The organism is Actinomadura sp. NBRC 104425 (genome assembly GCF_030269545.1).
GTDB classification, from domain to species: Bacteria; Actinomycetota; Actinomycetes; order Streptosporangiales; family Streptosporangiaceae; genus Spirillospora; species Spirillospora keratinilytica.
The window spans coordinates 20,583-34,410 of record NZ_BSTN01000012.1 but is presented as its reverse complement, the minus strand read 5'-3'; the positions used below and the strand labels follow the sequence as shown (position 1 = coordinate 34,410).

At 73.5% G+C, this 13,828-nt stretch carries 13 protein-coding genes; 4 read left to right on the top strand and 9 right to left on the bottom strand.

Features of this window, described 5'->3' with window-relative positions:
* Nucleotides 1–42 precede the first annotated feature (42 nt).
* Nucleotides 43–1,320 carry an MFS transporter gene (locus QSK22_RS19240; RefSeq protein ID WP_285495617.1) on the bottom strand — a complete coding sequence of 426 codons (1,278 nt, stop codon included), beginning with the start codon at nucleotides 1,318–1,320 and terminating at the stop codon, nucleotides 43–45.
* An 88-nt stretch (nucleotides 1,321–1,408) separates the two neighbouring features.
* On the opposite strand from QSK22_RS19240, the gene QSK22_RS19235 reads away from it, so the two are divergent.
* A complete protein-coding gene (locus QSK22_RS19235; protein ID WP_285495616.1) occupies nucleotides 1,409–1,786 on the top strand; it encodes an ArsR/SmtB family transcription factor in 378 nt (125 codons plus the stop codon).
* Between the two features lie 225 nt (nucleotides 1,787–2,011).
* On the opposite strand, the gene QSK22_RS19230 is transcribed toward QSK22_RS19235, so the two are convergent.
* The gene (locus tag QSK22_RS19230; RefSeq protein WP_285495615.1) at nucleotides 2,012–2,686 is read right to left on the bottom strand and encodes a polysaccharide deacetylase family protein; all 675 of its coding nucleotides are present in this window, start codon (nucleotides 2,684–2,686) and stop codon (nucleotides 2,012–2,014) included.
* Between the two features lie 279 nt (nucleotides 2,687–2,965).
* On the opposite strand from QSK22_RS19230, the gene QSK22_RS19225 reads away from it, so the two are divergent.
* Nucleotides 2,966–3,742: an ABC transporter permease gene (locus QSK22_RS19225; protein WP_285495614.1), complete on the top strand. Its 777-nt coding sequence runs from the start codon at nucleotides 2,966–2,968 to the stop codon at nucleotides 3,740–3,742.
* Between the two features lie 31 nt (nucleotides 3,743–3,773).
* Nucleotides 3,774–5,108 (top strand): alanine racemase, encoded by a 1,335-nt coding sequence (locus tag QSK22_RS19220; RefSeq protein WP_285495613.1) that lies wholly within the window; start codon nucleotides 3,774–3,776, stop codon nucleotides 5,106–5,108.
* Nucleotides 5,109–5,391: 283 nt separating this feature from the next.
* On the opposite strand, the gene QSK22_RS19215 is transcribed toward QSK22_RS19220, so the two are convergent.
* The 4 genes from QSK22_RS19215 to QSK22_RS19200 form a co-directional block, all read right to left on the bottom strand.
* Nucleotides 5,392–6,240 (bottom strand): helix-turn-helix transcriptional regulator, encoded by an 849-nt coding sequence (locus QSK22_RS19215; RefSeq protein WP_285495612.1) that lies wholly within the window; start codon nucleotides 6,238–6,240, stop codon nucleotides 5,392–5,394.
* A gap of 41 nt (nucleotides 6,241–6,281) precedes the next feature.
* Nucleotides 6,282–7,940 carry an AMP-binding protein gene (locus tag QSK22_RS19210; protein ID WP_285495611.1) on the bottom strand — a complete coding sequence of 553 codons (1,659 nt, stop codon included), beginning with the start codon at nucleotides 7,938–7,940 and terminating at the stop codon, nucleotides 6,282–6,284.
* Entirely contained in the window at nucleotides 7,937–9,622 is a 1,686-nt protein-coding gene (locus QSK22_RS19205; protein WP_285495610.1) for an AMP-binding protein, read from the bottom strand. The genes QSK22_RS19210 and QSK22_RS19205 overlap by 4 nt, the downstream gene beginning before the upstream one ends.
* A gap of 107 nt (nucleotides 9,623–9,729) precedes the next feature.
* Entirely contained in the window at nucleotides 9,730–10,341 is a 612-nt protein-coding gene (locus tag QSK22_RS19200) for a TetR/AcrR family transcriptional regulator (protein ID WP_285495609.1), read from the bottom strand.
* A gap of 66 nt (nucleotides 10,342–10,407) precedes the next feature.
* Between QSK22_RS19200 and QSK22_RS19195 the strand changes: the two genes are divergently transcribed.
* Nucleotides 10,408–11,829, top strand: coding sequence for an MFS transporter (locus QSK22_RS19195; protein WP_285495608.1), 1,422 nt, complete (start codon nucleotides 10,408–10,410; stop codon nucleotides 11,827–11,829).
* On the opposite strand, the gene QSK22_RS19190 is transcribed toward QSK22_RS19195, so the two are convergent.
* The 3 genes from QSK22_RS19190 to QSK22_RS19180 all read right to left on the bottom strand — a co-directional run bounded on the left by QSK22_RS19190 (nucleotide 11,826) and on the right by QSK22_RS19180 (nucleotide 13,824).
* Nucleotides 11,826–12,275 (bottom strand): hypothetical protein, encoded by a 450-nt coding sequence (locus tag QSK22_RS19190; RefSeq protein WP_285495607.1) that lies wholly within the window; start codon nucleotides 12,273–12,275, stop codon nucleotides 11,826–11,828. The two genes, QSK22_RS19195 and QSK22_RS19190, sit on opposite strands and share 4 nt — an antisense overlap.
* Nucleotides 12,276–12,550: 275 nt before the next feature.
* Nucleotides 12,551–13,111, bottom strand: coding sequence for a copper resistance CopC family protein (locus QSK22_RS19185; protein WP_285495606.1), 561 nt, complete (start codon nucleotides 13,109–13,111; stop codon nucleotides 12,551–12,553).
* On the bottom strand, nucleotides 13,108–13,824 hold the full coding sequence (locus QSK22_RS19180) for a YcnI family copper-binding membrane protein (RefSeq protein WP_285495605.1): 717 nt from the start codon (nucleotides 13,822–13,824) through the stop codon (nucleotides 13,108–13,110). Before QSK22_RS19180 ends, QSK22_RS19185 begins: the two co-directional genes overlap by 4 nt.
* Between the last annotated feature and the right edge of the window lie 4 nt (nucleotides 13,825–13,828).

Genomic DNA, 13,828 nt, shown 5'->3' with positions numbered 1-13,828 from the left:
TCGGCACGGTCAGCGCACCGGTGCCGGACGCGAGAGAGCCGATCAGGACCTGCCGGCCTTCCCGATGGGCCGGCCGCCGCCCCGCGCCCGGCCGTCCCTCGGTGACGGGCCGGCCGCGACCGAACGGCGCAGGAGCACGCAGACTCCGCCGGCGACGGCGAGCGCGGCGAGGACGGCGGCGAAGGCGGTCGCGCCGGTGGTCAGCCCCACGGCGTCGCTGAGGTAGCCGGACGCCACCGGCAGCAGCCCGGCGGGCACGTAGCCGCCGACGTTGAACGCCGCGTTCGCCTCGGCCAGGCGGCTCGGCGGGACGCTGGAGTTCAGCAGCGACAGCCCGCCGAGCTGTCCCATACCCTGGCCCGCCCCCGCCAGCAGCGCGGCGGCGACCAGGGCGGGGACCGATGCGGTGTGCACGGCGACGGCCAGTGACGCCATGCCGAGCGTCGTGCTCGCCGCCCCGGCCGCCAGCACCGCGTGCCTGCGCAGGCCCCGCGCCGCGAACTGCACGCCGGTCGCGGCGGCGAACATCACGAACGCGGTCAGCCCGGCGACGACCCGGTTCGCCGTCCCGAGCAGCCCGGCCAGCAGGGACGGTCCGAGTGACAGCACGAACGAGGTCGCGGTGATACCGGGCGCGAACACCGCGACGCCGAGCGCGAGCCGCCACCCGTCACCGCGCGGCACCCTTGGCACGCGCACCCAAGAGCCGCCGGACGCGGTCGCGGCGGCGCGCGGCAGCGGCATGCGCCACACGACCAGGACCGCCGTCGCCAGCAGCACCGCCTCCACGGCGAACACGGTGACGGTCGGCGCGGGGAGCGTCTCGGACAGCACGCCCGCCAGCAGCGGGCCGAGCCCGGCGCCGGACACCATCGCGCACGAGGCGAGCAGTGCCGCCAGCCGGTCGCGGCCCGGTCCCGCCACGTCGGTCACCGCGGCCATGCCCGCGGACACGACCGCGCCTACCGCGATGCCCGTGCACAGCCGCGCGACGACCAGCGCGGCCACCGACGACGCGGTGGCGAAGACCAGACAGGCGGTCACCGCGACGGCGAGCGCGGGCAGCAGCACGGGGCGGCGTCCCAACCGGTCGGCGGCCACGCCGGACACCAGCAGCGATCCCAGCAGCCCGGCGATGTAGCAGGCGAAGACCACCGTCAGCGTGCCGCGGGAGAAGCCGATGTCGCGCTGCCACAGCACGTACAGCGGCGTGGCCGCGTTCGACAGCACGAACACCGCCGTCACAGGCCAGGCCGCCAGCCACACCCAGCGCGTAGGCGCCGCCCCGGAGCGTCCCGGGGCGGGCGTCGTCTCGGCCACGAGGCACCTCCTTGTACGAGTTTTCTCGAACTTAGCATGCAGTACGATTGAACTCGTACACCAGGTGAGTCGGGCCGAGGGGGAGCGCATGCGGCAGGCCGTGTCACCGGGCCCGTTCGTCGACGTGCCGGAACCGCCGGACCTGCCGGACCCGCTGCCCGAACCGGACGTCGCCGACCTGCGCCTCGACCGCGTCATGGCGGCGCTCAGCGACCCGCTGCGCCTGGAGATCGTGCGCAGGCTGCTGCTTGAACGCCAGGAGTTCGACCACCCGTGCGGCTGGTTCGGCTTCGACCGCCCCAAGTCCTCGCTCACGCACCACTTCCGGGCGCTGCGCGAGGCGGGGCTGATCCGCCAGCGCCAGTACGGCCTCGAACGCCGCAGCCACGTCCGCGTCGACGACATCGAGGTTCGCTTCCCCGGCCTGCTCGCCCTCGTGGCCTCCTGGACGCCGCCCGACGACTGACCGCTTCCCTTCCGGCGGGACGTTCACGGTGCAGCGGCTGCGAGGCAACCCTGGGCACGAGCGCTGCGGCCGACCCGGTGAACTCCGCTCCATGCGACGGGGCGGTCCGGCGAGCGGACGTCCCGAGACGCCCCGAGACGCCCCGGGGCGCGTCGGCGGGAGTCACCTGCGCGCCCCGGAGCAGTGCCGACAGAGCCGCTGCGAGGGCCGGAGCGCGCGGGGCGGTCAGAGGGCGACGAACGTCAGGCCGCGCTTCTTCAGTGCGGGGATGGCCTTGCGGAGCGCCGCCACGGTCTGGGAGCGGTCGCCGCCGCCGTCATGGCACAGCATGATGTTCCCCGCCTTCGACCCGACGAGCACCTTGCGGATGCGCGCCACCCCGGGACGGGCCCAGTCCCGGGGGTCGACGGCCCAGTCCACCGGCAGCATGTCGTGCTCGGCGGCCATGTCCAGAACGCGCTTGGACCAGGCGCCGCCGGGGGAGCGGAAGAACGTCGGCACGATGCCGGTCACCTGGGCGATGCAGTCGTGCGCGTCGACGAGCTCTTCGCGCAGCCGCTTGGCCGACAGACCGACGATCGACAGCGGGTGCGTCATGGTGTGGTTGCACACCTGGTGGCCGGCGTCGGCGACCCGGCGGGCCAGGCGGGGGTACTCCTTGACCTGCTCGCCGATCATGAAGAACGTCGCGGTGACCTGGTGCTCGGCGAGCACGTCCAGCACCTTCGGCGTGTACTCGGGGTGCGGGCCGTCGTCGATGGTGAGCGCGATCGTGTTCGGCGGCGGCGCCGGGGACAGGTCGGTCAGCTCGCGGATCGGGGTGTTGACCGCGGTGAGCGGCGACTGCGTCCAGGCGGGCGGACGGGGCGTAGGGGTCGGCGTCGGGGTAGGGGTGTGCACGACTGGTGTGCCCTGGGCGGCCTGGTCTGGTGGTGGGGCGGCCGTCCGGGTCGATGCCGAGCCCTGCCGGACGCCGTCGGCGCTGAGGGCCGCGAGACCGGCCACGCCCAAGAGCCACAGTGCCCTACGCCGAGAGGTCATGTTGAGTTGGAATTGCCCCACATGCTCCACGTTAGCGGTGACCCCAGGGGTCACGCCGGTGTAATCGGATCACAACGGTTTCGCCGACAGATGACCCTCTGGTGACGGGGCGGTGGCGGCGCACGGGAGGTGAACGTGATGAGCGCGGCACCCTCGGTCGGACCGCTGCTGGGGCTGGTGCTGGTGGCGCTGACGGCCGTCGCGGCGCTGCTGGTGCGGCTGGGCCGCCTCGGGTCGGCCCGGCGGGTCGCGGTCGCCGCGGTGCGCGCGGCGCTGCAGCTGGCGGCGGTGTCGCTGCTGATCACGGCGGTGCTCGGCAGCGCCGGCTGGACGGGCCTGTTCATCGCCGGAATGGTGCTGGTCGCGACGGTCACGGCGGGCCGCCGCGTCACCGGGTCGGCGCGCGGCCGCGCCTGGTGGGCGGCGGTGCCGATCGTGGCGGGGGTGGCGCCGGCGGTGGCGCTGCTGCCGGCCACCGGCGTGATCCCGCCGCGCCCGGTCGCGGTGCTGCCGATCGCGGGCATCTTCGTCGGCGGCGCGATGATCGCGACCGCGCTGACCGGCCGCCGCGCCCTGGACGAGCTGCACACCAGGCGCGGCGAGTACGAGGCGGGGCTGTCGCTCGGCATGCCGCCTCGGGACGCGGCGCTGGAAGTGTGCCGGCCGGCCGGGGCGCTGGCGCTCGTCCCGGTGCTGGACCAGACCCGGACGGTCGGCCTGGTCACGCTGCCGGGCGCGTTCGTCGGCGTGCTGCTCGGCGGCGCCGACCCGATCGAGGCGGGCGCCACCCAGCTGCTGGTGTTGATCGGCCTGCTGGCGGTGGAGGCGGTCGCCGTGCTGATCACCCTGGAGCTGGTGGCCGCCGGCCGGCTGCGCGACCACCGCCCCGACGGGCCGCCGGGCCGGGTGTACTGACCCGTGACGTCAGGAGATCGAGGAGGTCGGATTGGGAAGGGCCACCGATGACCGGGCCATCGACGATAGGGGCATCGACGATAGGGCCATCGACGATAGGGCCATCGACGACAGGGCCATCGACGACAGGGCCGTCGACGCGCTCGGGGCCGAACGGCTCGATTGGCGGTTCAAGGCGGTCCCGGCCGCGGCGGACGGCGCGACCGTCAAGGAGTACCTGCGCACCCGGCCCACGCTGGACGACTTCGGCACGCCGCTGCTGACCCTGGACGCAGGCGCCCTGGACCACAACATCCGCCTGATGGCGTCCTGGACCGCGGAGGCGGGTGTGCACCTGGCCCCGCACGGCAAGACGACCATGGCGCCCGCCCTGTGGCGCCGCCAGCTCGACGCCGGAGCGTGGGGCATCACCCTGGCCAACCTGCCCCAGCTGCGCGTCGGCCGCGCGTTCGGTCTGCGCAACGTGGTGCTGGCCAACACGCTGCTCGACCCCGCCGGGCTGGCGTGGCTGTCGCGCGAGCTGGACCGCGACCCCGGCTTCACGTTCCTGTCGTGGGTGGACGCCGTCCGCTCTGTGGAGCTGATGGACCGGGCGCTGCGCGCGGCGGGCGCGTCCCGTCCCGTGGACGTGTGCGTCGAGCTGGGCGGGCCCGGCGGCCGGACGGGCGTGCGCGACGACGGCGAGGCGGCGGCCGTCGCCGAGGCCGTGCGCAGGGCGCCGACCCTGCGGCTGGCGGGCGTCGCCGGATACGAGGGAGCCCTCGCCCGCGACGCCTCCGCCGAGGGGCGCGCCGCCGTGGACGCCTACCTGCGCAGGATGGCCGCCCTGCACGGGCGCCTGGCCTACGAGGTGGACGAGCCGGTCGTGTCGGCGGGCGGCAGCGCGTTCTTCGACCAGGTGGTGGACGTGCTCAGTGGGCTCGACGCGCGGGTGGTGCTGCGTTCGGGCGCGTACGTCGTGCACGACGACGGCTTCTACCGTTCCGTCTCGCCGTTCGCGCGCGGCACCGGGCGCGGCGGGCGGCTGCGGTCGGCGATGCACGCGTGGGCGCGCGTGGTGTCGCGCCCCGAACCCGCGCTGGCGCTGCTGGACGCCGGACGCCGCGACCTGTCGTTCGACTCGGGCCTGCCCGAGCCGCAGCTCGTCCGCGGCGCGGGCACCGCCCCCGTCGCCGGCGCCCGCGTGACCGCCCTCAACGACCAGCACGCCTTCCTCCGCGACGCCGACGTGCGGGTGGGCGACGTGGTGCGGCTCGGGCTGTCGCACCCGTGCACGGTGCTGGACAAGTGGACGCTCATCCCCGTCGTGGACGATGCCGGCGCCGACACCCCCGCCGTGGTCGATCTCCTCCGGACGTGGTTCTGACGCCCGGAGCCGGGTTCGCAGAGTTCACCGTCGTGTGTCGGGTCTTACGAACACATCTGTTTCTCAAACCTGTTAGCGTCATGGACGCACGTGGCAGGCGCCATGGGAGCCACTCATGGCCGCCGCTGAGCGATCGAGGCCCGGCGCGGGCTTGGCGACCGCAAGGCCGGCAGCACGCCGCGGGGGCCGAGCTGTTCGGCCGCCGTGGGCGCCGTCACCCCGCAGCGCGTCGCCGGGCCGCTCGATCGTCGGCGCGAGACCCGGCCCGGGGGCCCGGCAGGGGTCAGGGGAGCAGGCCCGCGCGGCGGGCCGCGGCGACGGCCTGCATGCGCGTGTGGGCGTCCAGCTTGCGCATGGCCGACCGCAGGTAGCTCTTGACGGTCTCGGGCAGCAGCCCGAGGCGCCGCGCCGCCTCGGCGTTGGTGCAGCCGACCGCCACATACGACAGCACGTCCAGCTCGCGCGGCGACAGCGCCGGACGCGGCTTGCCGCCGGATTCGCCCGTGTCGGCGCCGGCGGCGGCGAGCCGGGTGGACGCGGCCAGCAACCGGTCGCGCAGCGCCGGATCGGCGACCTGGTCGGCCAGGCCGCGCAGCTCGGCGTGCACGGCGCGGACCTCCTCCCAGCGCGCCGCCGTGACCTGCGGCTCCTCTGCGGCGGCCTCGCGCCGTACCCGGGCCAGCGCCTCGTCGGCCGCGTCCCGCACCGCCAGCTCCTGCTCCAGGTCGCGGGCCGTCTGCACGGCCGACACCACGACCCGGTCGGCCAGGCCGAGCGGCTCGCGCAGCGCCCCGTACAGCACGCCGCGCACCCGCCGCCGCACCACCACCGGGATCGCCATGACCGTCAGCAGGCCCTCATGCGTCACCGGCTTGTCGTAGTCGTGGGTGATAGACGCCGCGTGCGGATAGTCGCTGACCCATATCGGCCGTCCCGTGGCCATCGCCTTGCCGCCCAGCCCGGAACCCTGCCGCACGACCAGGCCGGACAGGGAGTCGGTGGTGTTGCCGACCAGTTCGCTGATGCGCAGCCGGTCCGGGCCGGTCAGCGCGCCGCCGAACACCACCGGCAGCCCCGTCGCCCGGTGCAGCGACAGGACGGAGGAGCGGAACGCGCCCGCGTCGTCTCCCATGTCGGCAAGCATGCCCTGACCGGCGCGATGACCGCCAGGCTTCAGGCGTGTTCGGTGGCGGCCGCATCGTGCAGGCCGAGGATCTCGATGGCCTCCTCGCGCATCTGCACCTTGCGGACCTTGCCGGTGACGGTCATCGGGAACTCGTCCACGACGTGCACGTACCGGGGGATCTTGTAGTGCGCCAGGCGGCCGGTGCAGAACTCGCGCAGCGCCTCGGCGGTCAGCGGCTCGGCGCCGGGGCGCAGCCGCACCCAGGCCATCAGCTCCTCCCCGTACTTGGCGTCCGGCACGCCGATGACCTGCGCGTCCACGATGTCGGGGTGGGTGTAGAGGAACTCCTCGATCTCGCGCGGGTAGATGTTCTCGCCGCCCCGGATCACCATGTCCTTGATCCGGCCGGTGATGTTGACGTAGCCCTCGGCGTCCATGACGGCCAGGTCGCCGGTGTGCATCCAGCGGGCCGCGTCGATGGCCTCGGCGGTCTGCTCCGGGTCGTTCCAGTAGCCGAGCATCACCGAGTAGCCGCGGGTGCACAGCTCGCCGGGGGTGCCGCGCGGCACGGTCACCCCGGTCTCCGGGTCGATGATCTTGATTTCCAGATGCGGGTGCACGGTGCCGACCGTGGACACGCGCCGGTCCAGCGAGTCGTCGGCGCGGGTCTGGGTGGAGACGGGCGAGGTCTCGGTCATGCCGTAGCAGATCGCCACCTCGGTCATGCCCATCCGCTCGATGACCTGCTTCATCACCTCGACCGGGCAGGGCGACCCGGCCATGATGCCGGTGCGCAGCGACGACAGGTCGTGGGTGGGGAAGGACGGGTCGTTCAGCTCGGCGATGAACATCGTCGGCACCCCGTACAGGGAGGTGCAGCGCTCGGCGGCGACCGCCTCCAGCGTGGCGCGCGGCTCGAACGACGGCGCCGGGATGACGATGCACGCCCCGTGGCTGGTGGCCGCCAGGTTGCACATCACCATGCCGAAGCAGTGATAGAACGGCACCGGGACGCAGATGCGGTCCTCCTCGTCGTAGCCGCACAGCTCGCCGACGAAGAAGCCGTTGTTGAGGATGTTGTGGTGCGACAGCGTCGCGCCCTTGGGGAACCCGGTCGTCCCGCTGGTGTACTGGATGTTGATCGGGTCGTCCGCGCCGAGCGTGGCGGCGATCTCGGTCAGCCGCGCCGGGTCGGCGGCGCGTCCCGACTCGGCCAGCGCCCGCCAGTCGTCGCCGCCGAGCAGCAGCACGTCGCGCAGGTCGGGGCAGTTCGGCCGCACCTGCTCGATCATGGCGGCGTAGTCGGAGGTCTTGAACGCGGGCGTGGCGATCAGCGTGCGCACGCCCGCCTGCTTGAGCACGTACTCCAGCTCGTGCACCCGGTAGGCGGGGTTGATGTTGACCAGGATCGCGCCGATCTTGGCGGTGGCGTACTGGACGATCACCCACTCGGCGCAGTTGGGCGCCCAGATGCCGACCCGGTCGCCCTTGCGCACCCCCAGCTCGTCCAGGCCGAGCGCGACGGTGTCGACCTCGGCGGCGAGCTGCTCGTAGGTCCAGCGGCGCCAGGTCGGGCGGTCGATGAGCGCGTCCCGGTCGGGGAAGCGCGCCACGGTGCGGTCGAAGTTGGCGCCGATCGTGTCGCCCAGCAGCGGCTTGGCCGAGGGGCCGGACGCGTACGAAAGCTCGGTCGTCTGCGTGGTCATCGCAGGTCCTCCTCCCGGAACTCGCCGGCGGGGCGGGCGTCGGCGTCGGGGTGCTTGGCCAGTTCGTCGCCCCGCAGCTGCACGCGGCGGATCTTGCCGGAGATGGTCTTGGGCAGATCGTCGGTGAACTCCAGCAGCCGGATGCGCTTGTACGGCGACAGCTGCGCCCGGCTGTGCGCGAAGATCGCGGCGGCGGTCTCGGCGGTGGGCTCCCAGCCCGCCGCGAGCGTCACGTAAGCCTTGGGCACCGCCAGCCGCACCGGGTCGGGTGACGGCACGACGGCGGCCTCGGCGACGGCCTCGTGCTCGATCAGCACGCTCTCCAGCTCGAACGGGGAGATCTTGTAGTCGGACGCCTTGAACACGTCGTCGGCGCGGCCCACGTAGGTGATGTAGCCGTCGGCGTCGCGGGCGCCGATGTCGCCGGTGTGGTAGCGGCCCCCGGCCATCGCCTCGTCGGTGCGCTCGGCGTCGCCGTGGTAGCCGACCATCAGGCCGAGCGGCCGCGGGTCCAGGTCGAGGCAGATCTCGCCCTCGTCGCCGGGTTCGCCGGTCACCGGATCGACCAGGGTGACGCGGTAGCCGGGCACCGGGCGGCCCATCGACCCGGGCCGCACCTGCTGGCCGGGGGTGTTGGCGATCTGGACGGTGGTCTCGGTCTGCCCGAAGCCGTCCCGGATCGTCACGCCCCACGCCTCGCGGACCCGTTCGATCACCTCGGGGTTGAGCGGCTCGCCCGCCGCGACCACCTCGCGCGGCGGGGACTGGAGCCGGGACAGGTCGGCCTGGATCAGCATGCGCCACACGGTGGGCGGGGCGCAGAAGCTCGTCACGCCGCAGCGGTCCATCTCGCGCAGCAGCCGTTCGGCGTCGAAACGCGTGTAGTTGAAGATGAACACGCACGCCTCGGCGTTCCACGGCGCGAACACGTTGCTCCAGGCGTGCTTGGCCCAGCCCGGCGAGGAGATGTTCAGGTGGACGTCGCCGGGCTGCAATCCGATCCAGTACATCGTCGACAGGTGCCCGGCCGGGTACGAGGCGTGCGTGTGCTCCACCAGCTTGGGCTGGGCGGTCGTACCGGAGGTGAAGTACAGCAGCAGCGTGTCGCTCGCGCGGGTGGCGCCGTCGGGGGTGAAGGTGTCGTCGGCCTCGTAGGCGGTGCCGTACGGCAGCCAGCCGTCGACCGGCTCGCCGACCGCGATGCGGGTGTAGTCGCCCTCGATGCCGTCGAACTTGCCGGTGTCGGCGGAGCGCACGACGACGTGCCGGGCCCTGCCGCGCGCCAGCCGGTCGCGCAGGTCGGCGGGGCTGAGCAGCGGCGTCGCCGGGATGATCACCGCGCCCAGCTTCATGACGGCCAGCAGCGTCTCCCACAGCTCCACCTGGTTGCCGAGCATGACGATGATCCGGTCGCCGCGCCGCACCCCGGCCGCGCGCAGCCGCTCGGCCACCTGGTTGGAGCGCCGCGACAGCTCGGCGAACGAGTACTTGGCCTCCGAGCCGTCCTCCTCGACGATCCACAGGGCGGGCCGGTCGTTGTTCTTGGCGATCTCGTCGAACCAGTCCAGGGCCCAGTTGAACTCCGTCAGCACCGGCCAGCGGAACTTCTCGTACGCCGTCGCGTAGTCGTCGCGATGGGCGAGCAAGAAGTCGCGAGCCGCTCGGAACTCCTCCGCCGCCATACACATCCTCCTCGGTACCCGGGCCGTCACCCCCTGGTTAGGAGGATGGTTGGGCATGACTGTGATGCGCGCCACCCCCGAACGGGGGTAGTCGCTGCGGGCGGTCGTCAGCGCGCGACGAACGTCGAGCGCAGGACGCGGGCCATGTGCTCGCCGACCTGCTCGGTGCTCCAGCCGCGTTCGTCCAGCAGCGTGTGGGTGACCCCGTTGGAGATGAGGGCCAGCAGCATGTCGGTGGCGGTGTCGACCGTCCATCCGGGCGCCAGGACGCCCTCGTCGTGCAGGCGCCGCATGAGGGCCTTGTTGGTCTCGTAGCGCCAGAACATCGCCGTCTCCCAGTGCCGGGCGGCGTCGGGGTCGGTGTGCGCGACGCGCTCGATGGCCCGCGCGACCGGCAGCACGCGCGCCATGAACTCGGCGTGCGCCCGCGCGAACCGGTCCAGCGCGGTGACGGCGTCGGGCGCGTCGCCGATCACGGCGAACCGGCCGGTCAGGTCCTCGGTCTCGTTGATGTGCCCGAACAGCTCGGTGATCAGTTCGCCGCGCGAGCGGAAGTGCAGGTAGACGGCGCGGCGGGTGACGCCCGCGCGTTCCGCGACCGCCGCCATGGTGACCGCCTCGACGCCCTGATCCTCGATCAGCTCGCGCGCGGCGCGCAGCAGGGCAGCCCGGGACCGGCGGCTGCGCGCGTTCCGGGGTGCGTCGATCTCCCGAGCCATGGCGGACATGCTCCCAGGTCTGCCCGCTCTTGCTGGAACTACACGATATGTGTACTTTTTCTGCACATGATGTGCAGTTCTGGGGAGGACGAGGTGCCGCAACCCGCCCGCGACCGCTGGCCGCTGGTCGCCGCGATGGGCCTGGTGGTGTTCATGGCGACCCTGGACACCAGCGCTGTCGCGGTGGCGCTGCCCGCAATGGAGCGCGACTTCGGCGTCCGCACGGCCGCCACCCAATGGGTCGTCCTCGGCTACCTGCTGCCGCTGGTCGCCGTCACGCTGCCCGCAGGCCGCTGGCTCGACCGGGTCGGCGCGCGGCCCGCCCTGGTCGCGCTGGTCGGCGGCTTCACCCTCGCCGGCCTCGCCGCCGGGGCGGCGCCCGGGCTCGCCTGGCTGGTCGCGGCCCGCGTCGTGCAGGGCGCGTTCGCCGGGACCCTGTTCGCCCTCATCCCCCTGATCACCACGCGGGCCGTCCGGTCCGGGCGGGTGGCGCGGGCGACGTCGCTGGTGATGACGCTCGGCCCGCTCGGCGCCGTCAGCGGCCCCGCGCTTGGCGGCCTGATCGTCCAGGCGTGGGGCTGGCCCGGGATCTTCTACGTCAACGGACCCCTGGGCGTCCTCGTCGTCGCGGTGGCGCTCGCCCAGCTGGCCCCCGCCGGCCCCCTGCGGCCTCCCACCCGCGACCTGCTCGCCGAGTGCGCCGTGCTGGCGGTGGCCACGGGCTCGCTCCTGCTCGGCTTCTCCCTCGCGGCGGGCCGCGGCCCCGGCTGGCTCGCCCTGTCCCTCGCCGCCGCGCCGCCCCTGCTGCTGTGGACGCGCATGGACGCGAGCCGTCCGGCGCGCGCCCTCGTCCGCACGCCGGGCGTCACCGGCCCGCTGCTGCTCGTGCTGCTCAACGCGGTCGCCGTCGCGCTGGTGGAGTTCCTCGCCCCGTTCTACCTGCAACGCGAACTCGGCCTGTCGGCCGCCGCCGCGGGCACCGCGATCCTGGCCTTCCCCGCGGGCATGATGCTGGCGGGGCCGCTCGGCGGCCTGCTCGCCGACCGCTGGAGCGCGTCCCGCACCGTCGGGCTGGGCGTGCTGGTCGGCGGCCTGGGTGCCGCGCTGATGATCCCGCTCGACCCCGCCTGGAGCCCCGCCGACCTGAGCTGGCGCCTGGCCGTCACCGGGGCGGGTACCGGCCTGTCCACCGGCCCCAACTTCGCGATGCTGATGCTGAACGCACCCGGCGAGGCGCACGGCACGGCCGGGGCCGCGCAGAGCCTGGCCCGGCAGCTCGGCTTCTCCCTGGGGCCCGCCCTGGCCACCACCGCCTGGGCACTGTCCGGCTACGCCCTGTCGGGCATGCGCGGGGGCATGGCCCTGGCCGCCGCGGCGAGCGTCGTGGCGCTCCTCGTCCACTGGCGCACCGGCCGCTCCTCATCGCCCGCCGCGGCCCCGGCGGACCGCCGCGTCCGGCGCCCGCCCGTCTCCCCGAAGCGGTGCTAGACCTGCTTGCCGTACGTCGCCGCCATCAGCGCGATCACGGCCACCAGGATCACCGTGCACAGGAAACCGCCGATCCAGATCATCGTCAGCCGGTCGGGCTTGATCTCGGTGTCGGGGTTGCGCTGCTGGGCCACGTAGTGCCGGACGATCCGGCCGCGGACGGGATAGAGGGCGAACGGGAAGGCGGCGAAGACGACGCTGTACAGGAACAGGATCTGCGGTGCCGGTTCGGGCCGCAGCAGGTTCACCAGCAGGACGACGGCCGAGAACAGCGGCGTGAGGATGTAGAGCCCCCACCGCGCCTGCCTGGTCTGCTCTTCCACCTTGCCGCGCAGTTCCTCCGGAAGGTCGAGGCCGGAGGCCAGCCGCCCCATGGTGACCATGAAGAACACCGTCACCCCGACCACGATCACCCACCATCCGGACTCAGGAATCGAAAACAGCATCACCGTCAACTTCCGCCGCTCCAGTGCGTGCACTTTATCCCGTCGGCCGCACCGGCCGGGCTCGGCTCGGCCGACGGTGTGGGCGCCGGGGGCGTGCGGCGTGCTGCGGACGGGCGGTGAGGTGCGCGACGCCGGGCCCGCAGGATCTCTACGAGCGCATAGCCGCCCTGGCCGCCGCGACTGTGCGGCCCCTCGGGCGGTGCTTTTTGAGGGCCGACAGAACGGGCGACGCCCGCCCCACCTGGGGTGGTGGGGCGGGCGTCTGCGTCGGCGCGTCAGTCCTCGCGGGGACGGCGGGCCCAGGCCACGCCGCCCGCCACGGCGGCGACGACCACCGCGGCCAGGCCGATCCACAGCCAGCCAGAGGACCCGCCCTCCTCGGACTGGCTGCTCGCGCCCTGCGTCGACGGGGCCGCCGGAGCGGGGGCCGACGAGGCGGGCGCGGCGGACCCGGCGGGCGAAGCGGACCCGGCCGGCGAGCCCTTGACCGTGAACTTGTAGGTGCCCTTGATCGGGTGGCCGTCGCTGGAGACCACCCGCCACGCCACGGTGTACTCGCCGTCGGGCAGCGTCCCGTTCAGCGCCTGGGTGACCTTGTTGTCGGACGCCTCCGGCGCCCCCGACTGCACCGCCGTGCCCTTGGCGTCCGTCACCACCACCTGCGGCAGCCGCACGGTGTTGGTGTAGGTCAGGACGATCTCCGACGGCGGCTCGACCGTGGCGCCGGACGCCGGCTCGGCCTCCTTCAGCGCGTCGTGCGCGAACGCCGGCGGCGCCGCCACCCCGACGGCGAACAGCGCGATCAATCCCGCCAGCAGGACCCGCAGCCCCCTCATGACCGGCTCCTTCCTCGGGCCAGGCCGAACCCGCCGACACCGGCCCCGATCAGACCTGCGGCCAGCCCCAGGCCGCCGAGCAGCCGCGCCGTTCCATCGGACGCCGACCCGTCGTCGGCCTTGGCGGTGACCGCGCCGGCGGCCTGCGTGGCGGTTGCCTTCGGGGTCAGCTTAAGTTCGGGGGCCGGGTGCTCCGGCTCCTCGGCGCCGGTGCCCGGGTCCTGGTCCCACTTGACGACCTCGCCGTTGGAGTACTTCTGCTCGGCCTTGAACAGCACCCGGTCGACGCCGGTGGGCAGCGGCCCCAGCGAGACGTCGAACTCCTCGAACTGGCCGGGATCGATCTTGCCGCCGGTCCAGGTGATCCGAGAGACCACCTCCGACAGCTCACCGCCCTCGATCTTCACCGGCGTGCTCAGCTTGGTCTTCTCGACGGTGACCTTCCATCCGGGGGTGGGCCGGACGGACACGCTCGTGATCGGGTGGTCGGTGGGCAGTTCGACGCGCAGTTCGGTGGTCGAGGCGTTGTCGCGCTCGTTCGGCACGCGGAACGACACCTTGGTGTACGACCCCTGCTCGGCCGACCGGGGGTTGGCGGTGACATGCGCGGACGCGGCGGTGGCCAGGGCGGCGACCGAGACGGCGGCCAGCCCGCTCACCACGGCGGCCCGGCGGGCATGCCGGAAAGTACGTACGGACGTCGGAAGGGACATCGCA

What these genes read in the sequence shown, in the direction of transcription:
- QSK22_RS19235 (WP_285495616.1), top strand. Translation starts at nt 1,409, where the DNA reads ATGCGGCAGGCCGTGTCACCGGGCCCGTTCGTCGACGTGCCGGAACCG.
- QSK22_RS19225 (WP_285495614.1), top strand. Translation starts at nt 2,966, where the DNA reads ATGAGCGCGGCACCCTCGGTCGGACCGCTGCTGGGGCTGGTGCTGGTG.
- QSK22_RS19215 (WP_285495612.1), bottom strand. Translation starts at nt 6,240, where the DNA reads ATGGGAGACGACGCGGGCGCGTTCCGCTCCTCCGTCCTGTCGCTGCAC.
- QSK22_RS19210 (WP_285495611.1), bottom strand. Translation starts at nt 7,940, where the DNA reads ATGACCACGCAGACGACCGAGCTTTCGTACGCGTCCGGCCCCTCGGCC.
- QSK22_RS19205 (WP_285495610.1), bottom strand. Translation starts at nt 9,622, where the DNA reads ATGGCGGCGGAGGAGTTCCGAGCGGCTCGCGACTTCTTGCTCGCCCAT.
- QSK22_RS19200 (WP_285495609.1), bottom strand. Translation starts at nt 10,341, where the DNA reads ATGGCTCGGGAGATCGACGCACCCCGGAACGCGCGCAGCCGCCGGTCC.
- QSK22_RS19195 (WP_285495608.1), top strand. Translation starts at nt 10,408, where the DNA reads ATGATGTGCAGTTCTGGGGAGGACGAGGTGCCGCAACCCGCCCGCGAC.
- QSK22_RS19190 (WP_285495607.1), bottom strand. Translation starts at nt 12,275, where the DNA reads ATGCTGTTTTCGATTCCTGAGTCCGGATGGTGGGTGATCGTGGTCGGG.
- QSK22_RS19185 (WP_285495606.1), bottom strand. Translation starts at nt 13,111, where the DNA reads ATGAGGGGGCTGCGGGTCCTGCTGGCGGGATTGATCGCGCTGTTCGCC.
- QSK22_RS19180 (WP_285495605.1), bottom strand. Translation starts at nt 13,824, where the DNA reads ATGTCCCTTCCGACGTCCGTACGTACTTTCCGGCATGCCCGCCGGGCC.